This is a genomic window from Lysinibacillus sp. NPDC056959, assembly GCF_042674095.1.
GTDB classification, from domain to species: Bacteria; Bacillota; Bacilli; order Bacillales_A; family Planococcaceae; genus Lysinibacillus; species Lysinibacillus zambalensis.
The window spans coordinates 39,973-65,671 of the sequence record NZ_JBHURE010000017.1; the positions used below are offsets into that span (position 1 = coordinate 39,973).

Consider the following 25,699-nt stretch of genomic DNA (forward strand, 5'->3'; position numbering starts at 1 on the left):
TTCTCAGAATTGTGGACAAATATCACAGAAATAGCCTCTATCGCATGGGAAGAGTTTAGCCTACTACTTTCAGAATTGTGGACGTCAATTGTAGACGGTGCTTTAGTAATATGGGAAGGCATGGTGACCTTCTTCTCAGAATTGTGGACAAATATCACAGAAATAGCCTCTATCGCATGGGAAGAGTTTAGCCTACTACTTTCAGAATTGTGGACGTCAATTGTAGAGGGTGCTTTAGTAATATGGGAAGGCATGGTAACCTTCTTCTCGGAGTTGTGGACAAGTATTACAGAAATAGCTTCTATTGCGTGGGGAGAGTTCAGTCAACTACTCTCAGACTTATGGACGTCGATTGTAGACGGAGCGATAGAAATATGGACTAGCTTTGTAGAAAGCCTATCAGAAATCTGGTCATCAATAGTTGGAGTAGCTACCGAAATATGGGGTACCATTTCATCTGCGATTATCGAAATCGTTACAACTATTATTAATGGAATAGAAGTTGGATGGAATAAATTAAAAGAAACTACCGAAATTGTATTTAATGTTGTTAAGTCATTTTTGAGTGATGTATGGAATAATGTGAAAAATATGATTGTAGGCACGGTAGGAAGTATTGTTGATTTAGTCGTATCGGGATGGACAAGGTTCAGCCAGATGACAACAAATACATTTAATACGATAAAAAACTTTTTGAGTAATGTATGGGAATCTATTAAAAATACGGTAGTAAATACAGCAACTCAATTAGTAACAAGCACTATCCAAAAATTCCTCGATATTAAAGTGGCAATAGAAACAAAGATGAATGAGGCTAAAAGAGTTGTTACTGATATTTGGGATAAAATACTTAGTATTTTCAAAGCCCTCGATTTGCGTAAAATTGGTAAAGATATTATTCAAGGTCTAATTAATGGTATTGGCGACATGGCAGATCTTGTTTGGAAAAAGGCTAAATCAATTGCAACATCAATAGGAGATGCAATAAAGGGAACTTTGAAAATCAATTCTCCTTCACGAGTAATGATTGCAATCGGTAAGGGCGTTGGTGAAGGCTTAGCAATAGGGATTGAGAAAGGCAGTGATGGAGTTAACAGAGCCGCTGAGAAATTAGCAGAGGCTGCAATTCCAGATTTCACCGAGCGTTTATCAATTTCTAAAGAGGCCATCGAAAAAGCCCAGCAAATCGTAAGCAATGTAATAAAAGTAAATGCAGCTGAAATGCAGGCCTTGCAGAAAGAAGCGGAGAATAAAAGAGCTGAGATTTCTCAACAGGCTTCAGACAAAATTACGGCAATCAAAAACAATGCAGCAAAAAAACATGTAGCTCTAACAGCAGATCAGGTAGCCCAAATCAAGAAGATAGAAGAACAATCATTAAAAGAGCGCGAAGCAATTACAAATCAATATGCTGATAAAATGGCAAAAGTGGAATCTAGGTCTGCAGCTGAAAAATTCAGAGCCTTAAAAGAATATGTTGAAGCTCAGAAATCTGCCGGAGAAATGTCGGCAAAACAAGAAGCTGAATTTTGGCGCTATAGTGCAACAGCGTTTAAAGAAGGTACAAAAGAAAAAACAAATGCATTAAAAGAGTTCAAAAAAGCGTATTCTGACATGGTTAAGGAACAATTCGAAAAAGAGAAGGACTACGTTGAAAAACGTAAAAAGTACAATTCAATCTCTCTAGCAGAGGAATTGAAAATTTATGAACGCTATCTAGGACAATATGAGGCTGGTACAGACGAACGCACGTATTATGAAGAAAAATTTTATAATACGAAAAAAGAAATAAGCGAAAAAATTAAAACTATCAACAATGATTATTTAAAGCAGACGCAGGATGTTAACAAAAAATTATTGGATGAAGAGAAAAAGCTTAATGATGATTACAATAAGGCTCTAGAAAGTCGTGTTAAAAGTATCAAAGGTTACTTTGGTTTATTTGATGAAGTGAAAGTAGCCGATCCTATTGATTCTTCCAGCTTAACGCAAAATTTAAGTGAGCAAGTGAATGCCTTATCTCAATGGCGAATTGAGTTATCAAAACTTGAAATTCGTGGATTATCAAGTGCGATTATTGATGAACTCGAGGCAATGGGCCCAAGTGTCCTTGCACAGCTGGAAGCTCTAAATCGAATGACAGATGCAGAAATGATGCAATATCAAGACTTGTATGAGAAAAAGCTACTAATAGCCCGTGAGTCAGCGATAAAGGAACTAGAGCCATTAGAAGCTGAAACGAAGGAAAAAATTGAGGGTTTACGTAAAACAGCAAACTCGGAATTGAACACACTAAATAGCGAATGGCAAATGAAAATCAAGGAAGTTGTTCTGGGAACAGAAGAAACCCTAGGCTCAATGAATGATATTGGGAAAAATGCGATTCAAGGTTTAATGGATGGCATGAAGGGAATGCAATCGGCCTTACAACAAACAGCAAATAACCTTGTCAGAAATGTTTCGGATACATTAAGAGATGCGCTAAATCTAAAACCAAAATCTTCTCTATTGAAAAAGGTTGGAGATGGTGTAGTCGATGGGTTTGACTCTATTATGAATAAAGCTACTAATGTTAGTAAACTTCTAGCAAATAGTGTTACCCACGAGTCTTCTTCTTTATTGCCAATACAAAAATCCAAGAATAACAAAGCATCACAAAATTCAGGGCCTTCAACTATTGTTGTGCAATCCATATTAGATGGACAAGTTTTAGGAGAATCTGTTGTAGATGTCGTAAGCGGCAAACAATATAGCAATGCAAGTATTCATGCATTGACGAGGGGGTTAAGTGGTATATGAAGATGATTTTAAAGGATGGCCGTGAAATACTGATGAGCGACTACAGTTTAAAATTATTAAAATATTACATTCCTTCTGTATCAATAGAGCATCAATCGTCTGAGGTCGATGGCAGTGATGGAGCAATCTTCACGAGCTCACGTTTTAGTGGACGAACGATTACTGCAAAATTTATGTATAAAGCATTTGATTATCATGATTTTAAATTATTCATTGCAGACATCAATATGCTGTTTGCTCGAAAAGAATATTTTTATATTATTTTTGATGCTGAGCCAGGAAAGCGCTGGAAGGTACGTCTGGCAAACAGCTATCAACCAAATGAGCTTTTACGAAAAGTTGGAGAGCTCGACATACAATTTATTTGTGAAAATATTTATGCTGAATCCGTTCCTACAACTTTAGATTTAAAGGAATGGGACATTGACAAATGGGCGTGGGGCATGGGTCTTGATTGGGATGAAGATTTAGCCTACTCATTTAATAGCAACCACTTCACCATTAAAAATTACGGAAATGTTGCTGTGGATCCACGCCAAAATGAGCTTGCTATTACTTTAAAAGGAATTTTCAACGATAGCGTTACTATTACAAATAACACTACAGGAGAAGTGTATCAATGGAATGGTGCTTTATCTTCTTCTGATGAATTAAACATTAGCGGTATTCAATCGTTTAAAAACGGTACTTCTGTTTTTAAACAGACAAATAAAAAACTCCTCTCACTAGCAGTTGGAGATAATAGTTTTTCAATCTCAGGCGGTACTGTTCACAGTATCGTTTTTAATTTTAGATTTTTATATATGTAAATAAGGATGGTGAAGAAAAAGACATGGTCATTAATTTACACACGACACAATCACCGGTCAGTCGATCAGAACGAATGAAAATAAATGAAAACTGGCAAAAGATTATTGAAGGGTTATCAAAATTGCAATTTCAAATAAATCTTTTGGCAGGAGGTGAAGAAGTTGAGGAATTACTTAAACGTATTACAGATGCAATTAATGGTGCAATTGAAGCAGCAACCAATGCCAACGCTGCTACATCAAATGCAAATGTAGCAGCAGACGCAGCAAATCAAATCGTGCAAACAGCAATAGAAAAAATTACAGTAGTTGAAGAATTACTAATTAAACTTGAAGTGCAACAAGACGAATGGGAGCATATAAAGTCATCACTAATTTTAGTATCGGAGGCTGCAAAAGAAGCGACAACAAACGCCAACAGTGCAACTATGAACGCGAATCAAGCCTCGGATGCTGCTAATGCCGCAAAAGAAAATTTAACAAATGCAGTAACTACAAAATTGAATGAAGCGGATACAGCTATCACAAATGCTAATACTGCAGCTACAACAGCTACACAAGCTTCGGAAAGTATCAAGGGTTGGGGCACTGCTACGGCTTGGAATAGTACAACAGGCTATCTCAAAAATAATGTCGTTACGTACAATGGCTCTACATGGCAGGCTAAAGCCGACAATACCAACTCTGTTCCAACAATTACAAATACCAATTGGATTATACTTGCACAGCGAGGGGTAGACGGTAAAGGCTCAGTGGCTTCCGTAAATGGAAAGCTACCTGACGAAAACGGTAACGTTACCTTAGACTTTGGTGCAGGTACAGTACAAAAAGTCAATGGTAAAAACCCTGACGAAAAAGGAGAAGTTACACTTGTAGCAGACGACTTGGGGATGTTTTCAGGAAATCTTCTAGAAAATAACTCAGTTTCGATGCAGAAGTTGACACAGGAAGTAATTGACGCTATTAATGCAGGCGGTTCAGGTGTTGGTAACAGCTTCTTCGTGCCGTACCCTTTAGTTACGACTGAAGTATCACAGAAATCATGGAGCCTGCCCGTAGGTGCTTATGACGCAGCTACAGACTCTCTACTAGTTTTCCATAATGCAGGTGTTTTAGCTCCTGAGTCTTGGACTATCACAGGCACGTCTTTAGAAGGCTATACGGTGAATATTCCTGACAATCCTATCGTAGCGATTGGGGATAATAATGTCTTACTATTAGTGCTGAAGAATACACCTAACAACCTTCCTGAAGACATTTCGGGTACGCGACTGATAGATGATTCTGTAGGTCTGTCCAAGCTTAATCAGGAAGTGCAGGATGCTATTAATAATGCAGGTACTAAAATCGACATTATACCAACTTTAGATTCTAGCCGTACAGATGCAGCATTAGCAGCTTCTGTAGGTAAAGATCTAAAGTCTAGAATCGACAATGTGCCAGTTGTTCAAATATCAGATGACTTTAATGGTGGAACTGAAAAGGCTGCATCTGCTGAAACTGTCAAAACATTAAATCAGAATGTATCTAGTATAAGTAATAAACTGACAACTCATGAAGGTGTGGTTGCAAGTACTAATAATTTAGGACACATGAAGCCTGACGGTACTACTATTACTGTAACAGCTAACGGTACGGCTACTGCTAAACAGGTCACAATTGTGAATGACCTAACTACAGGCGGTTCAGATAAGGCAGCGTCGGCTGAGACTGTTAAGACATTGAACACAAAAGTATCGCAAATTGTTAGCCCTAGTAATTTAATGAATGATACAGTGACAATCTACGTATCTAGTACTGGTAATGACAGTAATGATGGACTTAGTGCTGCTAAACCTGTAAAAACAATAGCTAAAGCTGTTTCGCTAATTAAACCATTAGGCGCAAAGAAACGCACAATTCAATTAAATGGCGGTGATACGTTTAATGAGGTTGTTACACTGGAAGGTGTACACGGAAGTACTATAGAGATTAATGGTACGTATGGCAACAAAGCAACTGTTAAAGGGTTTGACTTTACAGATTGTTCCGCCCCAATAAGGGTTTTGCATATAGACGTTAATGTAAAAGGCAATGTTACTTCCGTAGCAATGTACACAGCTATCATTGACACCTGTGCAAGAGTATCGATGTACTCAGGAAACTATAGTGGTTCATCGATAGGGATAATGATGACAAAATCATATGTGGAATTATCTGGACTAAATTTAAGTAACATAGAAGCTTCGGTAATAGAAGCTAAATCAGGTTCTTATTGCCTGGTAGACAATATAAGCGGTACAAATCCTAGTGCTTATAGCTATAGTTACTCAGCGGACGCTTCAATAATTATAGGAAGTGCAGGAACAGTGACTTCCAAAGTGGCACAACATAAAAGATCTGGGGGACAGATATTCTTCTAATTGAAGGGGGAAATGTAATGACAACATATAAAGGTAATCTGACAGCGAATGAGAACTTATCTCCCTCGCTACAACGAAAGCTAGAATCAATGGAAGTAGAAATCGTTAACGATCTCACAACAGGAGGTAACAATAAGGCTGCTTCTGCTGAAACCGTAAAGATTTTAAAGACCTCTGTGGACACACACTCAAAGGAAGTAGCTACTACCGGAAAATTAGGACACTTTAAACCTGATGGCTCTACTATCACGGTAGATCCTGAAACAGGGATAGGCAAGGCAAATTATGCATCAGCTATTACAACTGCAGTGAATACTTCGGAGCAAAAGATGGTGGCCAAGACTTCTATAGGGCAAGCAAATGGAGTAGCTAGTCTAGGTTCTGATGGTAAAGTACCTGCCTCCCAAATAGTAGCACCAGCACCAACTAACCTTGCTAATGATGCTGTAACGGTTTATGTGGATAATGTCAGTGGAAACGATAGTAATACAGGAGCCTCAGCGGGAACTGCCGTAAAAACTTTGGCTGAAGCCGTCCGCCGTATAAAAGTCCTTGGAGCAAAAGAACGAGAAATTATGTTAGTAGGCGGACGTACCTTCGATGAAGAACTCAATTTGGAAAATATTCACGGAAGTAATGTTCAAGTTAACTGTGAACCCTACAATAACAGGGCATCCGTAAAAACGGTTAAACTTGACGGGTGTTCAGCTCAAATAAGTCTAATGAATTTCGACGTAGAAAAACGTGGGACTATTGCGGCTCTTCCTTCTTATGGTGTGTATGTTTACAACTGTAGTTGGGTCGGTATATACAGCATGAAGATTGTAGCACAAGTGCGTGGAGTTGAGTGTAATCGGGTAGCTTATTGTCGAATGGATAGTCTCGAAATAAATAATGCCCAAGCTGAAGCAGTTCATTGTTCGAATAGCTATGCATTAGTGGCTGGTATGAAGGGTACTGGGAATAGCCGTGGTTACTATGCTACTTCGAGTATTATTATAGGGGAGGCGGGAACATTGTCTGCAACTACTCCTCAACTTAAATCATCAGGCGGGCAGATATTCTTCTAAACAAAAGAGTGGCAGCAATGACTATCAGACAGTCTGGAAGAAAGAACTTATCTCTTACGCTGCAAAAAAGGTAGAGATGTTAAAAATGAACATTGTAGATGGTAGTGATAAAGCTGCCTTAACAGACAAATGCAGTATATGTCTTGATGACATTACGAATCGGGATTACAAACAAGCGTGGAAGATTATAGTTTAACTTCTAATGAAGTGTATAAACATTGCATATTATTCAGTAAGCGTTACTCGATGGGAGTAGCGTATTTTTTATTATAAAAGAAGGTGATATCTTGCTCATTGTCACAAATGGCTCTCAAACAGAACCTCTCCTAGAAACAAATTATGAAAAACTTGAAGAGTTGAATGGAGCGCTACGTATCTCATTCAGCTCTTTTTTACATGAACAAAATTCGGGGCATCAGTTGTTAGATTTTGAAACAATTATTGAAGATGAAGATGGCCATGAATATGTAGTTAAAGACTTCGGTGGTGACACAATTTCTAAAAAGGCGACTGCTGTACACATTTATTTTTCGTTAGCTGATGATTTTAAATATGACATCTATGGAGGTACACGGACATTCGATGATTTCATGTCGTTTATACTTGCAGGAACTGGTTGGACGTTTATAAATGTAGATGTGGAAGGCAATCAACTGTTGCCAAATTTCGGCGAAGCAAATCCAATTGTTTTAATTGACCAATTATGTGCAGCGTTTAATTGTGAACGTCAAATATTACCTGGTAAAGTTCTTCGCTTTACTAAGAAAATTGGTGCGGATCATGACATTCAATTCCGCTATCGTCATAACATCGAAACCTTATCATACAGCGTAAATACTGCAAATTTAAAAACACAAATTCGTGGGTATGGTGCAGAGGGAATTGATATAACTTATACTTCGCCATTAGCCGATTCACCTAGAATTGGGATTCGCGTCGCGGATCCTATTCATGACGAGAAGATAGAATCTGCTGAAGAAATGACAATACGTTTAGCTAGTGAGTTGCCTCCAGCACCTGAAACGAGCATTAAAGTTAAGGTTACGACCGTGGACGGTAACGTAGGGGACATGGTTTGGCTTATACATGAGGATCTTGCGCTAGAATACCAAACTCGAATTCTAAGTAAAAAGACAAAAAGAGACTACAGTAATTCAGAGGTAGAGGTTGGGAATACACAAGCGAAAAGTATTGTAGATAGCCTGTTAAATCAACATGCAACTATTAATGCTAAAGATAAACGTTATCGTTCCAAATTTGAACAAACGAATAATCGAATTGATCTAGAAGTAGAAGAAATTGGCGTATCGATTGCTGCTCTTGATTTTCGTGCTGATAGTATTACTCAGAGCGTCACAAATTTAAATAACAATTTAAGTAGTCGCATCACTCAAACAGCCATTGAGATACGAAGTGAAGTAACTGCTCAAGTAACTACAATTAATAACAATATTCAATCAGTCCGAAATGATGTATCGGCTGTTACACAAACAGCCTCACAAATACAGTCAACTGTGACTAGTCAGCAAACTCAAATTAGTGGATTAGGAACACGAGTGAGTACAGCGGAAAGTAGTATTACACAACAAGCTGATCAGATAGAGTCTAAAGTTAGTGTCAGAGATTTTACGGGTGATACTGTTGTATCTAAGATTAATCAAACAGCAACGACTATTAGCATACAAGCATCTAAGATTAATCTTATAGGTGCTGTCACATTTTTATCTGATATTACCGGGAGATTAGGAAGTATCTATGCAGGTGATATTAACGGGACCAATATTAGTGGATCCACTATTACGGGTTCAACTATTTATATTGATACGGATGCCAGAGTAGGAAATAACCTAAGCATCGGACAATCTTGGAATAGCGGAAGTAAATCTATCATCTTTAACAAAACGTCACGCATTAATAGTAATGGTGATTATGTTGACATATCTGCACCCTCTATAAGTCTAGGTGGTGGAAATATAACAATTGGCAATAATTACTGTACAACAGCGTTTAACGGTACTGTTAATTTTGCTTATAGTAGTGTTGTAGGTGTAGCAAAAGCAGATTCAGAAGGTATTGGTATTTCGTATTCTGGAGGCTATTTATACGTAAAAGTAAATGGAAGTACAGTAGGTTCGGTTAAACTAACTTAAATAAAAGGAGAATGATAACTATGGATTATCAAGTACAACTAAACAATGGACAAGCAATTAATTTAAAAAATGCTGAGTTTGATGCTACGGCATTTACTGCAACATTAAACGATCAAAAAATTTCTTTCGTAAATATTGGTGGGGCTATCATTAATAAGCACATTATCGTGAGTGTATTACCAGCGACAGCCACACAAACAGAAACGCAGTCTTAAGACGGGCGTTATTTTTTTATTCAATTTTGAGTAGATGCCTTCCACATATGTGGAGGGCTTTTCTTATGGACTACAAAAAGGAAGAAGTGGTGGAGTGGACAAATGGATAGCGACTTGGAGTGGTTTTATTGGAGCACTTATTTCTTATTCGGTGAATGGTTTCGGCATGGCAGTAACGGTTTTAATAGGATTTATGGCGATTGATTATCTCACGGGTATTTTGTCTGGTATAGCTAATCATAATTTAAATAGCCGAATTGGTGTGAATGGTATTATTCGAAAAATCTATTATTTGATGTTAGTTGGATCGGTTTATTTATTAGCTTTAGTGATACCAGGGATTGAATATGCAGGGGATGGAGCGGCGATTGCTTTTTGTGTTATAGAGTTTATTTCTATAACAGAAAATGGCACAAAGATGGGGTTTCCTACACCAACTTTCATAAAAAATATTTTAGCGATTGTCAAAGATAAAACGGGTGAGGGGGACAATAAATGAGTACGAATAGTACAACAACGTGCAGAGATTTGGCACAATTATTACTGGCATCACAATTGGCATGTCGACTCTTATTTCAAGAGTGCTACAGGGCAGGCATTCGTAACATTTTTATTACCGAAACATATCGCTCACAGGAAAGGCAAAATTATTTATATGCCCAAGGACGTACTCGACCGGGGCAGGTTGTTACTTGGACGCTTAAAAGCAACCATAGTAGTCGTTTAGCTTGGGATATTGCCGTTGGTCCTCCAAAAACACTTTATGATGTAACTACACTTAATAAAGTAGGAACTATCGCACGCAAGCTGGGCATTACATGGGGCGGGGATTGGATCGGTAGCATTGACCGCCCACATTTTGAAGTTAAATCAACTTGGAAAATGCCAACAGGTTATAAGTTAGAAGGACAAGTAATCGTTCCTAGCAGTAGCAAAACAACGGTGCAATTACTTGTAGAAGACAAGAAGGAGGACAACAAAGTGACACAAGTATGGAATCCTGCATCACCAACAATGCGCACAGCAACAGAAAATTATATAGCGCAAGCAACCAAAGAAGGTATTATTCAAGATTCGCATATAAAAGATTTAAAAAATGGTGTAATGACAACTGACCGGTTATTAGGTCTGTATATTACAATTCAGCAACGTCGAGCTAATTAGTTTTAAAGACACCGCCAAAATAATGGCGGTGTTCATTAGCTTGGCGTAGGTTTATTTTTTGGCAAAGAGATTTTAGTTCAAATGATTCTCCATTATTTAGCCCCACAATCTACATAGTTTTACCCTCTGCTATTTCTTTAGAGTCTTTTTAACTGGTAATATATTCATAATTGCTATTCGTTACAATACTTTATACCTAATAAAGAATGAACAAGTTTACTAATTTTTCTACATAAATTAAAAAGAGAGATATAGCATATTTATAATAGGGTATTTATTCGAAATGAGAAATAATGATACAATTCGTTGGATTTATTGAAAAAAATTCGTAATATATTGTAGAATTATGCAATATATTTCCTGGGTTTACATGGGGATTTAGTAATTTTTTACGTTAGTAGAAATAGGACTTTCTTATAATTTTGAATAACTTACATAATTTTATAGATTTACTAACAGTTGTTTTAGTACACTAAATTTATGAATTGAAAGGGGCAAGAATAATAATGAAAAAGACACTTATAGCTGGTGCACTTAGTATTGCATGTTTTACAGGAGGTTTTGGGTTACAAGCTAATGCACAAGAACATGTACGAGAAAATTTAGATGTTGCTAGCATTATCCATCCAAAACAAGAAGTTGCTGTGGTTATTCCATGGCAATCATTGACTTACCAAGACCTTTATAAACAACTGTTAATTTCCGAATTAGCTATTGATCATCGTGGTATTGTAACAACAAAAAATAGTATTACAGCAAAGTGGACAATAGATCCTACAATGACTCCACAGGAACAAAAAGAATTTAAAGAGTTGTACGGTAACGCTATGCAAGTAAAATTTACTCCATCTGGGAATTCATTTAAAGGAGAAGTTTTGATTAAAGGAAAATGGATACCTTTAGATAAGGAAGAATTAAATGAGTTTATTAAAGAAATATTCCGAGATGAAACGATTGATTTAAAACCAGGCGGTTACTTCACAGATTCTATAGGTCACTGGGCTGAGAGCTATATCCAAGTACTTTATCAATTTGACATTATTAATGGTACATCCGCTACAACATTTAATCCAAACGGAAAAGTAACACGCGGACAATTAGCTTCTATGATTTTCCGTGCTTCTGGATTAGATGTGAAGGAAGAATATGAAGGTCCTGCTTCATATAAGGATTTGGAGAAATTTGCAGGTGCAAAAGAAGTAGCGGTTTTAGAAGCATATGGCTTACTTGATATTTTTGATGGTGCTAATTTTGAGCCAAATAAACCTGCTACACGTGAGGAAATGGCATTTGTAACAGCAAGATATATTGAAGGAACGGACTATGATGTAAGTAAGGTTAGCAAAAATAACCCATTTACAGACAAAGGTAAAATGCGTCAAGAAACTGTTGAATCTATCGGATTATTAAAGCAATTAGGTATAATTGATGGAGTGAACGGTCAATTTAATCCAAAAGGTAATCTTACACGTGCCGAGTTCTCTAAAATTTTCACACTAACATTAGCGTTATTTGATGATGCTGAGTAATTAATAAAAAGCAATCCACAAATTTGGTGGATTGCTTTTTTATTCGACTAGCATATGAAATACGTGACTTAATAAATAACCTAATAAAATATATGCTATAAAGGATGTTCGTGATACTGATCGAATATGATGCAAAATAAATTCTGAAATACTGGCGGTTGCGATTAACCCAATCGATACACCCATTAGTACGCCTTGTGCATTATCGGATAACTGCCAATATTGGCCGATCTGTATAAAAATACTGAAGAAAATCGAAAATGCTACAAAATAAATAAAGAGTCTCCATAGCCTTTCTCCCTGTGATAGTAAAGCTGTTGAAAGTGCAAAGCCTTCTGGTAGATGATGTAGAATAATGGAAGCTGTTATTGCAATACTTAATGCGGATTTCCCTAGTAACTGTCCGACAGTAAGGCTCATCGGAATCGTATGGATAATGATAGCGATGGCAAGTAGTGATACAGAGGGATTTTGTGTATGGGAAGTGTGAAATAAACTATTCAGTATTTCAAATATTAAATAGCCCATCAAAATTCCGAGTAAAAGGCCTAGTGAATTATATAATTGAAAAGAAGAAGGAATGACGTCTACTACAAGTAAGCCCACTAAAAATCCGCCACATAATAATGATAATCCATGAGTTGTATGTTGAAATAGCCTTGAGAATACCCAAGCTAGGGCTCCTCCAATGCTAGCACTAAAAAATAGAAAACCACCAAGTATCATTGCACTCAACTGCAAAATTCCTCCACCCTATATATACTTTAAGTTGTTTTAACTTCTTTCAGCAAATATTTTTTGTACCGAAAGCCTATTTGACACCCGCTGAAAGAGAGGAACTCAGTCTAAGAACGCCACATCCTGTGGCAATTTATCTGTGCGAAAGCGAAGCGACAGCAACACACGACTGAGTGACCAACATCATGTTGTTGCTGACGCTTCGCTTTCGCACAGGCAAAACCCTTTGCTGACGCTACGTTAACACTACGCTTTCGCACAGAAAATATTTGTTGGCCTAAAGCCTTCGGCAGAAGTCACGGAATCAGAAAGGAGTTCACATAGGATGTTAGCCTAAAATCATCGCATCCATGCGATAACGGCTAACTGACCTGCATCGGTAAAAACGCCACGTCCTGTGGCACTACCGAAATGACCGACCTCGTGTCGGCCCTCGTAAGCACAAAGCCGATTCCGGACGCAATTTTGCCGAGGCATAATTGATAAAATATATGCTAAATAGAAACGAATATGATAATAGTCAGTTTTTAGAAAAAGATTCTTTGTATTCATTACTAAAAATTAAAAGATCATTTTCTCGATATATCTCTTTTTAGGCGTTTTATTATCGAATTTTGCGTCTTAGACATGTTGGTGATATTAAATTGACTGAATATTATATAAATTTTATACTTTTTAGTAGTAATACCAGATTCATTGATTTAGTAACTACTAATGAAGGTGAGGAATGGAAGTATGAAATGGGATGCGAGTTATGATGTGGTAGTAGTAGGTTCAGGTGCAGCGGGGCTAACAGCAGGTCTGACAGCAAAGCTACAGGGGATGAAATCATTAGTCATTGAAAAGACAGAGCGTTATGGTGGGGCATTTGCCTTGTCTGGTGGAGCACTATGGATTCCAAATAATCATGTGATTAAGGCTGAAGGTGTTCCTGATACACATAAACTAGCGCGTTTATACTTAGATTCAACTATAGGTGATCGTGTACCAGAGGCTTTAAAGGAAGCTTATATTAAACGAGGACCGGAAATGTTAAGGTATTTCAATAATCATACTCGGCATATGCGTTTCCAATATGCAAAAGGTTATTCGGATTACTATCCTGAAAAACCAGGTGGCCTCCCTCAAGGACGGTCGATTGAGCCACTTATTTTTGATTTGAAGAAAATGGGGACATTAGCAGATACGATGCGTCGTTCTTCATTGTCCACTAAAGGCTTTACGATGAATAGCTCTGAATTTCATAAGGTAAATATGATTAGACGCACGACAGAAGGGAAAACAACTGCGTTAAAGCTAGGCTTACGACTAGTGAAATCGAAAGTAACGGGAAGTCTGCCTGTTGCATTAGGGGAGGCGCTCATTGCTCGATTACGAATGTCACTTGCAGAAGCGAATGGAGAACTGTGGATCTCGACTGCATTTAAAGATTTTATCGTCGAAAATAATCGAGTGACTGGTATTGTAGTTGTACGAAATGGGCAGGAGATGCGGATCGAGGCGAAGAGTGGAGTAGTCCTTTCTTCAGGTGGATTTTCTCATAATCAAGCATATCGCGAAAAATATTTGCCGGCACCAACAAACTCAAAATGGACTTCTACGCCAGAGGGACAAACGGGAGATATTATCGAGCCAAGTGTGAAAATAGGGGCGACGTTAGATTTAATGGATAAAGTATGGGGAGCCCCTTCCGTTATTGATCCACAAGGGCAACCTTTCTTCCTTGTTGCAGACCGCGGAGTGCCTAATATGATCGTTGTGGATGGTGTTGGGAAACGATATTTGAATGAAGCGGCACCTTATCATGAATTTGTAGATAATATGCATAGTCATCATCAAAAAACAAACCAGGCTATACCTTCTTGGATCGTCATCGATGCAACTGCAAAGAGCCGTTATATTTTCACAGGCTTATTCCCAGGACAAGCTTTCCCGAAAAGTTGGTTTGATAACGGTATAGTGAAAAGTGCACAAACAATCGAAGAGCTTGCAGAGCAAATGAATGTTCCAGCGGAAAATTTAGTGGAAACTGTAGAGCGTTTCAATACCTTCGCTCGTAATGGTCGAGATGAAGATTTCCTTCGAGGAGATAGTGCTTATGATAATTATTATGGAGATCCTACTTTGAAGAATCCGAACCTAGCAGAGCTTACTAATGCTCCATTTTATGCACTTGCCTTATATCCAGGAGATATTGGGACTAAAGGTGGCTTAGTGGTAGATGAGCATGCGCGCGTTTTAAAGGCAGATGGTACGGCAATTGAAGGGTTATATGCATCAGGAAATTGCTCAGCCTCTATAATGGGAGAGACCTATCCGGGACCAGGTGCAACATTAGGCCCTGGTATGACATTAAGCTATATTGCAACAACGCATATGGCGAAAGAAGGTAATAAAGAACAATTGACTTTGTTAAAAGTTTAACATGGTAATAATGCCTAAGTTCAGTATTTTACTGAATTTAGGTTTTTTCGTTTGATCTTCATTCAATTGATTATTGAATAAAGGGTTCTATAAGTTAATAGATACGAATATAGATTCAATTAAGTGTTAAATTGGTTCATGCCCAAAAATAGGGATGATATTTATCAAAATGCATGTCAACTATAGGTTATGGTGTAGAGCCTGAGCGACACTACGTAGGAATGGAGATCCCCACTTTATGGAGATGAGCTGTAAAAAATAGAAGGGAGAGATTATGCACGTGCTATCTTATAGACTCGTAACAACGATAGAAGAGTTAGAGTTCTATAAAAGTACTTGGTCACAAATACTTGAACGTGAAAAAAATAATAATCCATTCATTGAATTTGAATGGGTTTCGACATGGTGGACGACGTTAGGTGTTCATGACAACGTAGAGATTTACATAGTCGAGCATAAAGGTATGGCGATAGCCTTTTTCCCGTTTGTTCGTTGTCAACGATTAGGTGGTATACAGTATTATATTTTTTTAGGACAAGGGTTTGCATCGTATATGGACGTCATTGCAGAGAAGCAATGGAAGGAACCCGCAATAAAATACTTACTAAAGGAGCTTTCTCAGAAAGACGGACGGTTTATTATAGCGTTAAATGGCTTGTTAGAAAGTGAACATACATCTCAACTATTAGAAAAATATGCAATAGAGCATCAAGTACCTCATTCTATTTTTCGTACGGTCACGTCTTATATTGATTTTCAATCTATAAAGCTAGAGGATTTTCTTCATAAGCATAGAAAAAAATTTAAATCGATTCAACGGCGTGAAAAAAAGTTAAAGGCGCTTGGTCAAGTATCTTTTCAAGAGGTACATCCTGAAGGCCTAGCTGGCATGTTTGATTTGTTTGCGAGAAGATGGCGGAAGAAACTCGATACAAGTGGGTTTACAGAAGCTAAAACACGACTCTTTTTTGAGCGATTGGCAAAGGAGAAAGGTAACGCGTTTCGAGTAGAAGTAGATAGTCTCCAGTTTGGGGGATATTGGATTGGCTTTACGATCGATCTTTGCTGTAGAGATCGAAATTTTTGCCAAGCTATGGGACATGAACCTGATTTTAATATGTTCGGACCAGGTCGTATAATCGAGAGAGAAAATATGCTCAAAGCACACGCTAAGAACTATCGTTTTTATGATTTAGGCAGCGGTTATGAGCCCTACAAGTTTGAGTGGTATACGGATGTTGATTTTTCAAGAAAGTTTGTAATGAGTACAAACGGCAAAAGAGAGCGTATTTTACGGTTGATGATGGTCTTACGAGACAGATTGCAAGGTCAATTAAAAAATAATCACCAGCTCGTAAAATTTAAACGAAATCGATTAGGGGAGCTGTGCTATTTTTTAAAAAATGCCCGACTAAAGGATTGGTTCCGTTCTTTCAAAAAGGGAATTAATCGCATAATAGCTGTTCATATGTTTGATATTTATGTTGCTAAGAATGGACAATGTAAAACTACATCCAGTTTTAATGAAGTGTTTATTCAGGATGTGATGGCATGGGAGGGGCGGGCTAATTACGTATTAAACTATCATAAAGGCTATCGGATCTTTAGAAATAGCGCGAATGAAATAGCTTATGTAAGACATGATCAGCTATTTCGTGAAGAAGCGACAGGATTTACACTCAAGCTTCCATCAAATGTTTCCTACATTAAAGAAAAAAATCAACAGCTGTCCGATGTAGTTGCCAATGTGCAGAAGGAAGGAATCGCCGTCTGTACATCCGTTTATTGGTATGAAAGAAAAAGACGTAGAGAGCTAGCGCAATTAGGCTTTCAAAGGATAGAGAGGATAAAAATAATTCAATTATTTAATAAGAAAAATGTATACCGCCAAGAAAACAATTGGCTAACATATCTTCAATCTCAAGGACAAAATATTGACCATCTATGGCAATTAGCGCTATTACCTTTATTAATCTAAAAAATCCCTAGCGTCAATACAACGACGCTAGGGATTTTTATGATTAAAAGTGTATGCCTGGTTTATCAGATAGCTTGCAGCCTGTACCATATTTCGCTTTTAGAGCACCTTTAAAATTAGTTTGCTCAAGTTCAGGGTATGCTTGTTTCCAAAGTTCAAACACATTGTGACTTGAAGCAGTACCTTCTTTTGTTAGTCGAACAATATGGAAACCATATTCATCATTGCATCGAGCTAATGGACGATTTACACGCACATTAATGATTCGACCGCTCGCTGTAACTTCATATAAGCCTTCGTAACCTGAAATGGCACGTTTTTCTTCATTAATCTCAGCTGTTTTTTCTACTTTTTCTTTCTTTTCTTTTTTTGCTTCTTTGACTTCATTTTTTTCTACAGGCTTAGTAGCTTCTTGAACTTCTTCTTTTTCTACAGACGTAGCTACTTCTTTAACTTCCTCTGTCTCCACAGTCGTAGCCTCTTCGTTATTTTGAGGTGCAAGCTGTTCCATAATGACAAAATCCTTGTTAGAAGCTTTGTCGCTCATTGTAGCCATTATGTTCATAATAGAGCCTACATAACGCACTGGTTTATCTTTACCTTCTTCAAACACGAAAATATTATAATCGGTTTTATTCATTTTTTTTATAATAATATTTCCTGTTTTAGTAGTAAAACCGATAAATTTGTTCTTTTTAAGTGCTTGTATTGCTTGTTGCTTTGTTAAAATCATTTTTTAAATCTCCTAAAGAATTGTTTTTTCTATTCTACCATAAAATCAGCTTCTCTGTTTTTCTTAAATATTTGATGATATATTATTGCACTTAATAATTCTAAGAAAAGCGTTTATCGCCCTAGTGTGAGGTTGATTTCCGCTCCGGCTGGGCGCTTTCCTGGGGGCGTCCGATGAGCCGCTTGGGGCAACCTTGCAAACTGATTCGGTTGGTAATAGAATTGGTCGGGTAATCAAGAAAACTGATCCGAGCGTGTGGAACTGCTCTAATCATATCCACATAACTAGAAGGAGGATTTTATTATGGTTCAACATTTATTTAATATGAATTTAAAATGGTCAGAGGGGAGAAATGGGACAGGTACGATTGTTGCGGACAATCTCCATACGAAAATTTCTATTCCTCGAGAAATGAATGGACCAGGGGTTGGGACAAATCCTGATGAAATGCTGCTTGGAGCGGCAGCGACGTGCTATTTAATTACACTGGCTGCATTACTTGAAAATGCGAAAGTTGCTCTGTTGGATTTGTCTATGCAAGCTGAAGGTTATGTAGATGTCACGAATGGTGTTTTTACTTATGAGCGAATCGTTCATAAGCCAAAAATTGTTGTACAAAATTTAACGGAGCGAGAACAAAAGAGAATTAATCGATTAGCTGAGAAGGCAGAACAAACATGTATGATTAGTAAGGCATTAAAAGGCAATGTTCACATTGCATGTGATGTACAAATTATACAAGGGTAACATTTGAACATACCCATTCAAGGCAGAATATATAATATTATAGGAGTTTTTCAAAATGATTTTGGAAAACTCCTTTTTTGATGCATCCCCAAAGTTAGGGAAATGTATGCATAAACTGTAAGCTGATTGAAGTGAAGACAGGACGCCTCGGGGAAAGCGCCCAGTCGGAACGGAAATCAACCCACGTCATGGTGATGACCCCTTTTTACTATTTTATTATGAAAATGCTTTATCAAAAGTAGTTCTATAAATGTCCCAAATGAATATATAAAGTTAAGTGCTAAAAAAATGCAAAGGATGATGTATTGCACGGGCAGTTAGCTCAGACTAAAACATTTTATAGTAAAAACGGAAAAAGAATTTTTGATATTGTGGGGGCACTCCTATTACTTTTCATAACAATTCCTCTTATGTTAGTAGTTTTCCTCATTCTACTCATTAGTACAGGTCGCCCTGTTTTTTTTAAACAAATCCGTACTGGACAGGAACATCAGCGCTTTGTTATTTGGAAGCTGCGGACAATGACCATACAGGCAGTTCCAGTAAAAATGCCAAGATTGTGTGCTGACGGAATTCCAGATGATTTTTATTTTAAAACTGAACAGGATGCGCGCATCACAAAGGTTGGGGCTGTTCTTCGGAAGTTAAGTATTGATGAAATTCCTCAGCTCATTAATGTCTTAAAAGGAGATATGAGTATTGTTGGACCACGGCCGGAAGTTCCAACCATTACTAATTCTTATAACAATTTACAGGCACGACGTTTAGAAGTGAAGCCTGGTTTAACAGGGCTTGCTCAAATTAACGGCCGCTCAAATATTTCTCACGGACAAAAAATTTCATATGACCTAGAATACGTTGTTAAATATTCATTTTGGATGGATATAAAAATTATTATCAAAACACTTTTCGTAGTTTTAGCGAGAACAGGTGCTTATTAAATATTAAGGAGTGTTTGGTACTGAAGATCGTTCAGCTTATTACACGGATGGATAAGATTGGTGGAGCACAAAAGCATGTGGAGGCTCTTTCCATAAAATTGAAGCAAGATGCTCACGAGGTAACTATTGTAACGGGCCATTATGATCCATCATTGTGGCGTTTTCAAGAAGAAAAAATTGATGTTATTAGTATTCCAGCTATGCAGCGGGAGATTCATTTAAAAAAGGATTTACAAACCTTTTGGCAATTAAGAACCGAATTTAAAAAAATAAAGCCAGATATTATTGCAGCCCATTCATCAAAGGCAGGAGCAATTGGACGTGTAGTAGGTAGGCTTTTACGTATTCCTACTGTTTTTACAGCCCATAGCTGGAGTTTTACCGAAGGCGTAACACATAAAAAAAAGATGGTGTATCGTCGAATGGAAAAATCAGTTCAGCCGTTCACAGCTAAGATTATTACGGTATCAGAATACGATCGCAAGTTAGCATTAACGAAAAAAATTGCTCCTGCTCAAAAAATGCTGACGATTCATAATGGCATTGATCAAATAGAGAAGCAAGTAGCGCCTAATAGAGAGAAGCAGGAGCACCCATTAATTGTGATGGTTGCTCGTTTTGAAGTGCCAAAAAGACAGGATTTATTGCTAGAGGCTTTAGCGGAGCTTTCTGATATACCTTGGCACCTTCAATTAATAGGTGATGGCTCATTACGTCCTAATTTAGAACAATTTATTGCTACTAAAGGTTTAACGGATCGTGTCTCATTTTTGGGCAATCAATTAGATGTCGCCTCTTTACTTGAGGAAAGTCATTTATTTGTTTTGCTATCAGATTGGGAAGGCTTACCGATTTCAATTATTGAAGCGATGCGAGCAGGGCTTCCGATTATTGCCACGAATGTAGGTGGCGTCAATGAGCTAGTTTCTGATAATGAAAATGGATTTTTAATTAACCGAGATGATAAAGACCTATTAAAGAACAGGCTTAAACAACTGTTGATGGATAAGAACAGTCGTCAAAAAATGGGGGACGCAAGTGAGCGTAGATTTTTAAGGGATTTTACGTTTCTACCAATGTATCAGAAGACTCTATTTGTCTACGAACAAGCTGTATCAAAGTCCGTTAAGAAAGGTGATTAATTTGCAATTAATTCGCATTCGAACAGATGATGAGCTTATGTGGTACAAGGATATTTGGGATGGAATTTTAGAAGCGGAGGGCAATGATAATCCATTTATAGAATTTGCTTGGTTTTATAACTGGTGGCAAATTGTTGGGCGTAGAGAGCGCGTTGAACTCTATGCTGTTGAAGAAAATGGTACGATCATTGCCTTTTTCCCCTTTACGGTTCGACTTCGATGGGGAGTACGAATTTATGCCTTTGTAGGAGAAAATATTGCAAATTACTCCGGTGTTGTAGCGGAAAAAGAATGGTTGTTTCCTGCTACGACCTTTGTATTTGATCAGCTCATTGAAAAGTATAAACATCTACTATTTTCGTTTCATGGATTATTGGAAAGCAAAGACTCTACAAAGGTTATCGAGCAATATTTTGTTGAAAGGCAGTTACGCCCGAGTATTTTTCGGGTAGTAACACCGTATCTCGCCTTTCGCGATATAGATTTTCATAGCTATTTCAATCAACGTAGAAAAATGCATGGTGTGGATCGAAGAGAACGGAAGCTACGGAAATTAGGCTCATTAACGAGGAAAATACCTTCACAGGATGAGCTTTGGCAAATGTTTAAATTATTTAATCGACGATGGGCAAAAAAAATAGACACAAGTGATTTTACGAAGGGCAAGAAAAAGGATTTCTTCGAACAGTTAACGCTTCTTCAAGGGGAAGCGTTGCAAGCTAAGGTAGACGCACTTGTTTTTGAAGACCAATGGATTGCTTTTACCTATGGAATTTGCTGTCGAGGACGTTATGTCACTTATGCACTAGCGCATGAGCCGACATTTAATATATTTGGGCCAGGTAGATTAGTGAATCAGGAAACGATCAAGCGAATCTATTCTGAAGACTATCGCTTGTTCGATATGAGTATTGGCTATGAGCCGTATAAGTTCGATTGGCGCTCTAATATTGATTTTACAAGGCGTATGCTCGTAAGCAGTGGAACGAAACGAGCGAAGCTATTGGCGGGTCATTTTACGCTGAAGGAACGGCTAAAGGAATTATTAAAAGGCAATCATCGTATTGTTGAGTGGAAACGCAATACTCTAGGTCAATTACGTTACTTAGTAAAGTATGGAAAAGTGAAAGATTGGCTAGAATATGGACAACTATTCGTAGAAAAATTTATTCGTTATAAGCAAGTGGATTTGTATGAATTATCCCCATCAGATAGTGTGACACCGAATCGGCCTGTAGGTGATTTGTTTGAGGAGTTGTCGATTCAGGAGGCGATGCAACTCGATGATGAGGAAATTATTTCTTTATTTTATAAGGGATACACTATTTATAAAGATTCTTTTGCAGCAACGAATAAGCCTGCGTTTGCGTTACATGCGGTGAACTGGCGTGTAGATGAATTGCAAATTGTTGAAGCATTGCCGAAGCAGACATGTTTTTTAACCTATGATGTTTATAAAAATATCGATATTATCACAGCCTTTTTCCAAAAAATGAAACCTGCACAAACACTTTGGGTTACTGCAAGCTTTTGGCACTGGCGAAAGCGTAAACGATTATTGCAGCTAGGCTATAAACGTATTTCTCGAATGAAACATTTTAAATGTGCTCGTTATGAGCGAAATCATGTAGAAAAATACACAGAGAGTGGGGGCGATGTTCATTCTGTCCATTAAAAGTAAGCGATGGAATATCGCAATGCAGCATTTTTATTTTGTAGAAAAGCCAGCCAATGTTAGAAAATCAATGAAGGTCGTTGGCTATACAAATTCACTTGTACCGAGCCGTAAGCTTGTAAAAAGTGAAACGGTTCATATTCACCTGACAGATAGTGAGTTATCATTGTATCTTGCTCTTTCCGAAAGTAATCGAAAAATACTTCGTCGTGCACAAAAAGAGTCCTATCAAGTTTTTATTTATAAAGAACCATCAGATGAAAATTTACGAGCCTTTCAACAGTTTTATAATAATTTTGCGAAAAGGAAAAAACTCGAGCTTATAAGTAAGTCTCAAATGGAAGCTATTACGCTCTTAAAAGATAAAGGAGCGTTATGGTTGTCTGAGATTCGAAGTATTTGTGGACAAACACTTTGCTATAGACTCGATATTGTTTACGGTAAAAAAGCAATGTCCTATTATGTAGCGACTTGTCATTCTCAATCGGTGCCAGATCATTTAAAAAGACCAGTTCGTTATGCAAATCGTTTCTTACTCTGGCACAATTTATTGCATTTAAAGGAGCAGGGCTTTAGTTTATATGATATGGGGAAGCTAACGGATGACCAAAATGTTCGTGCATTTAAGCAAGGCTTCGGTGGACAAGTCGTCGATGTATACTCTGGCTACATTACTCAATCGAAAATACGTGCACTGTTATTGGGCGTGCAAAAATGGAGGAAGTAGTAATTGAAGGGAATCGTGGAGGACTTGTTATATCATTGGATTTTGAGCTGAATTGGGGTGTCCACGATGTATTTAAGTACGGACAATACAATAAAAATTTATATGGTGTGCGTGAGGCACTGCCTAAAATACTAGAGTTGTTTGAACAATATGGCATTCATGCGACTTGGGCTACGGTTGGTCTATTGTTTGCAGAAACAAAAGCAGAAATGGCTCACTACTTAAGAGGGATCCCTGTAAAATATAAAAACAGGCATTATGCAGCACATACACAATTTGCAAAAGTAGGAGAAGATGAGCAAGATGACCTCTTACATTTCGGCAAATCTTTAATTGAGAAAATTAAACATACACCACATCAAGAAATAGGAAGTCATACATTTTCACATTTTTACTGTTTAGAAAGTGGACAAACTGAAGCAGATTTTCGTGCAGATTTACACGCAACTGCAATGATTTCTGAAGAATATATCACACCGATGAAATCGATTGTTTTTCCACGAAATCAAGTGAATGAAGCATATTTCCCAGCATGTCAGGAAGTAAGGTTAATATGCTATCGAGGAAATGAAAAACATCCGTTATACGATCCTCAAAAATTCACAAAAAAAGGTCGACTATTAGGTGCAAAAAAATGGCTGGATAGCTATGTGAATGTAACAGGAAATCATCTAGTAACACTAGAAGAAATGCAAAAGGATTCCTTTATTAACATTCGTTCAAGTGCATTTTTAAGACCTTATTGTAGCCCATTACGATTATTTGAAGGCTTCAAGGTTAAACGTATTAAAGAGGGAATGCATGCAGCTGCAATGTCTAAAGCTTTTTATCATTTATGGTGGCACCCTCATAATTTTGGCAAGAACATAGAAAAAAATTTAGCAATGCTTGAGGAACTTTTACAGTACTATCAGGAATTGCGTCAACAATATAACTTTCAAAGCTATACGATGCACGAGGTCGCAGAGCTTTGCCAATCTTTATCCCGCAAAAGCCCAATCGGTGAAGACTAATAATCGGTGAGGTGAAAAACCCCACTGTATAGGAAAAGGAGCAAACTAGAAAATTGCCTAGTTTGCTCCTTTTTATGTTCTAGGGCAAATGGAGTGTGGGGAATTTTTTAAAATTAAGAGGAAAAATCCTGAACTTTGACGAAATTGTATGTACTAATGGTACTATTAATGTTAAAGGTAATTCTCTAGGTATTTTTAAAGGGGACGATAAATTAATACATGGCAATTGACTTTAATTTTGCTCATCACCTGAAAGATGGGGATGACATTTTGTTAGAAATATCATGTGGATAAATTGATAGTTATTGAAAAATGCGTGAAGGTGGTCGTTAACATGTTTATTCAACCAGAATGGCAGTATAAGCAAGAAAATGGTTCAGCTATGCATCAATGGATTAAACAAAAAGAAAATCCGGTTCCAAGTGATGTAGATATTATTTTGTACGGAGCTTTATTATCGTATAGTAGTAAACCATCCGAAAAAGCACTATATCCAACAGCATTTCGAAAGGCTTGGCCAAGCTTTCAATCTTATAATTTAGATGAGCAAGTAGATTTGCGCTCGTTGGCAGTCGTTGATGTAGGCGATGTGGCTATCCACGAGACGGATAGAATGCTTTCAGAGTCAGCTATTGAAGCTGCTGCAGAAAGCTTAAGTACCGCATATTCTAAAAGTTTCACCTGTCTTATAGGTGGAGATCATGCGATTACAGCTTGCTCCTTAAGAGGAATAAAGAATGCTTTTCCAAAGGATCGCATAGGGATTATTCAAATTGATACGCATTTGGATGCTCGGAATCAGGATGAAATTGGTCTAGCCATGGATTCTCCAATGCAGAAGCTCATTGCAGAAGGGATTGTAGAGGGAAAACATGTTTATAATGTCGGGTTACACGGCTTTTTTAACTCCCCAGAAATGATTCACTATGCGAAAGAACAAGGAATACATATGATTACGTTAAAGCAAATGCGTCGTGATGGCATTCAATTAACCATTCGCGAAATGCTCCGTCAGCTTATGTATGAAGTGGATCGTATTTATGTATCTGTCGATTTGGATGTACTCGATATTACATTCGCCCCAGATGTACCTGCAGCAACACCAGGTGGATTAACGGCCTATGAATTATTCGATATCCTAAAGCTCATTGGAGAAAATGAAGGAGTCCGCCATATTGACTTTGTTTATGCGGATCCAAAAGAGGGGGACCTACGTCCAGAAACCGTAAAGATGGGCGTAACAGCATTTTTGCAATGGTTAACAGGTATTCGACTGGATTACCGCAATCGAATTCAAAAAAACTACCGAGGTGTAAGTAAATAGTCTAGTAAAAGTAGATTTCTCACGCAGGTCGTGGAGTTGCTTCTACATGTGATGCAATCCACTTAAACTAGATCCTTGATTTTATTGCATTTAAAAAGCTATCGTTTTGAATAAAGATT

At 37.6% G+C, this 25,699-nt stretch carries 20 protein-coding genes; 18 read left to right on the forward strand and 2 right to left on the reverse strand.

Annotation, left to right across the window (positions count from 1 at the left end):
• From ACFTQ7_RS17520 to ACFTQ7_RS17560, 9 genes are all read left to right on the forward strand, one after another.
• Nucleotides 1–2,799, forward strand: a 2,799-nt coding sequence (locus tag ACFTQ7_RS17520) for a phage tail protein (protein ID WP_483869439.1), incomplete at its 5' end; no start/stop codon positions are given.
• The gene (locus ACFTQ7_RS17525; protein WP_386830161.1) at nucleotides 2,796–3,608 is read left to right on the forward strand and encodes a distal tail protein Dit; all 813 of its coding nucleotides are present in this window, start codon (nucleotides 2,796–2,798) and stop codon (nucleotides 3,606–3,608) included. The genes ACFTQ7_RS17520 and ACFTQ7_RS17525, both read left to right, overlap by 4 nt.
• Before the next feature lie 23 nt (nucleotides 3,609–3,631).
• Entirely contained in the window at nucleotides 3,632–6,010 is a 2,379-nt protein-coding gene (locus tag ACFTQ7_RS17530) for a hypothetical protein (protein WP_386830162.1), read from the forward strand.
• 17 nt (nucleotides 6,011–6,027) lie between these two features.
• On the forward strand, nucleotides 6,028–7,080 hold the full coding sequence (locus tag ACFTQ7_RS17535; protein ID WP_386830163.1) for a hypothetical protein: 1,053 nt from the start codon (nucleotides 6,028–6,030) through the stop codon (nucleotides 7,078–7,080).
• A gap of 287 nt (nucleotides 7,081–7,367) precedes the next feature.
• Entirely contained in the window at nucleotides 7,368–9,230 is a 1,863-nt protein-coding gene (locus ACFTQ7_RS17540) for a phage tail protein (protein WP_386830164.1), read from the forward strand.
• A 20-nt stretch (nucleotides 9,231–9,250) separates the two neighbouring features.
• Nucleotides 9,251–9,445, forward strand: coding sequence for a hypothetical protein (locus ACFTQ7_RS17545; RefSeq protein ID WP_049669061.1), 195 nt, complete (start codon nucleotides 9,251–9,253; stop codon nucleotides 9,443–9,445).
• 94 nt (nucleotides 9,446–9,539) lie between these two features.
• Nucleotides 9,540–9,944, forward strand: a complete 405-nt coding sequence (locus ACFTQ7_RS17550; RefSeq protein ID WP_386830165.1) for a phage holin family protein — start codon at nucleotides 9,540–9,542, stop codon at nucleotides 9,942–9,944.
• On the forward strand, nucleotides 9,941–10,609 hold the full coding sequence (locus ACFTQ7_RS17555; protein ID WP_386830166.1) for a M15 family metallopeptidase: 669 nt from the start codon (nucleotides 9,941–9,943) through the stop codon (nucleotides 10,607–10,609). The genes ACFTQ7_RS17550 and ACFTQ7_RS17555 overlap by 4 nt, the downstream gene beginning before the upstream one ends.
• A 506-nt stretch (nucleotides 10,610–11,115) precedes the next feature.
• Nucleotides 11,116–12,138, forward strand: a complete 1,023-nt coding sequence (locus ACFTQ7_RS17560) for an S-layer homology domain-containing protein (protein ID WP_386830167.1) — start codon at nucleotides 11,116–11,118, stop codon at nucleotides 12,136–12,138.
• A gap of 39 nt (nucleotides 12,139–12,177) precedes the next feature.
• On the opposite strand, the gene ACFTQ7_RS17565 is transcribed toward ACFTQ7_RS17560, so the two are convergent.
• On the reverse strand, nucleotides 12,178–12,864 hold the full coding sequence (locus ACFTQ7_RS17565) for a ZIP family metal transporter (RefSeq protein WP_349661701.1): 687 nt from the start codon (nucleotides 12,862–12,864) through the stop codon (nucleotides 12,178–12,180).
• A 747-nt stretch (nucleotides 12,865–13,611) separates the two neighbouring features.
• Here ACFTQ7_RS17565 and ACFTQ7_RS17570 point away from each other — a divergent pair.
• Nucleotides 13,612–15,300: an FAD-binding protein gene (locus tag ACFTQ7_RS17570; RefSeq protein WP_386830168.1), complete on the forward strand. Its 1,689-nt coding sequence runs from the start codon at nucleotides 13,612–13,614 to the stop codon at nucleotides 15,298–15,300.
• 274 nt (nucleotides 15,301–15,574) lie between these two features.
• On the forward strand, nucleotides 15,575–17,278 hold the full coding sequence (locus ACFTQ7_RS17575) for a GNAT family N-acetyltransferase (RefSeq protein WP_386830169.1): 1,704 nt from the start codon (nucleotides 15,575–15,577) through the stop codon (nucleotides 17,276–17,278).
• Nucleotides 17,279–17,321: 43 nt separating this feature from the next.
• Here the strand turns inward: ACFTQ7_RS17575 and ACFTQ7_RS17580 are convergent, their stop codons facing one another.
• Nucleotides 17,322–18,011 carry an NUMOD4 domain-containing protein gene (locus ACFTQ7_RS17580; protein ID WP_386830170.1) on the reverse strand — a complete coding sequence of 230 codons (690 nt, stop codon included), beginning with the start codon at nucleotides 18,009–18,011 and terminating at the stop codon, nucleotides 17,322–17,324.
• A gap of 303 nt (nucleotides 18,012–18,314) precedes the next feature.
• Here ACFTQ7_RS17580 and ACFTQ7_RS17585 point away from each other — a divergent pair, with 303 nt between their 5' ends.
• The 7 genes from ACFTQ7_RS17585 to ACFTQ7_RS17615 all read left to right on the forward strand — a co-directional run bounded on the left by ACFTQ7_RS17585 (nucleotide 18,315) and on the right by ACFTQ7_RS17615 (nucleotide 25,580).
• Complete coding sequence (locus ACFTQ7_RS17585; RefSeq protein ID WP_386830171.1) at nucleotides 18,315–18,758, forward strand: SACOL1771 family peroxiredoxin; 444 nt, start codon at nucleotides 18,315–18,317, stop codon at nucleotides 18,756–18,758.
• A gap of 305 nt (nucleotides 18,759–19,063) precedes the next feature.
• A complete protein-coding gene (locus tag ACFTQ7_RS17590; RefSeq protein ID WP_386830172.1) occupies nucleotides 19,064–19,699 on the forward strand; it encodes a sugar transferase in 636 nt (211 codons plus the stop codon).
• A gap of 14 nt (nucleotides 19,700–19,713) precedes the next feature.
• Nucleotides 19,714–20,841 carry a glycosyltransferase family 4 protein gene (locus ACFTQ7_RS17595; RefSeq protein WP_386830173.1) on the forward strand — a complete coding sequence of 376 codons (1,128 nt, stop codon included), beginning with the start codon at nucleotides 19,714–19,716 and terminating at the stop codon, nucleotides 20,839–20,841.
• Entirely contained in the window at nucleotides 20,795–22,516 is a 1,722-nt protein-coding gene (locus ACFTQ7_RS17600; protein ID WP_386830174.1) for a GNAT family N-acetyltransferase, read from the forward strand. Before ACFTQ7_RS17595 ends, ACFTQ7_RS17600 begins: the two co-directional genes overlap by 47 nt.
• Nucleotides 22,497–23,243, forward strand: a complete 747-nt coding sequence (locus ACFTQ7_RS17605) for a hypothetical protein (RefSeq protein ID WP_386830175.1) — start codon at nucleotides 22,497–22,499, stop codon at nucleotides 23,241–23,243. The genes ACFTQ7_RS17600 and ACFTQ7_RS17605 overlap by 20 nt, the downstream gene beginning before the upstream one ends.
• A complete protein-coding gene (locus tag ACFTQ7_RS17610; RefSeq protein WP_386830176.1) occupies nucleotides 23,231–24,256 on the forward strand; it encodes a polysaccharide deacetylase family protein in 1,026 nt (341 codons plus the stop codon). The genes ACFTQ7_RS17605 and ACFTQ7_RS17610 overlap by 13 nt, the downstream gene beginning before the upstream one ends.
• A 334-nt stretch (nucleotides 24,257–24,590) precedes the next feature.
• The gene (locus tag ACFTQ7_RS17615; RefSeq protein WP_386830177.1) at nucleotides 24,591–25,580 is read left to right on the forward strand and encodes an agmatinase family protein; all 990 of its coding nucleotides are present in this window, start codon (nucleotides 24,591–24,593) and stop codon (nucleotides 25,578–25,580) included.
• Nucleotides 25,581–25,699 lie beyond the last annotated feature (119 nt).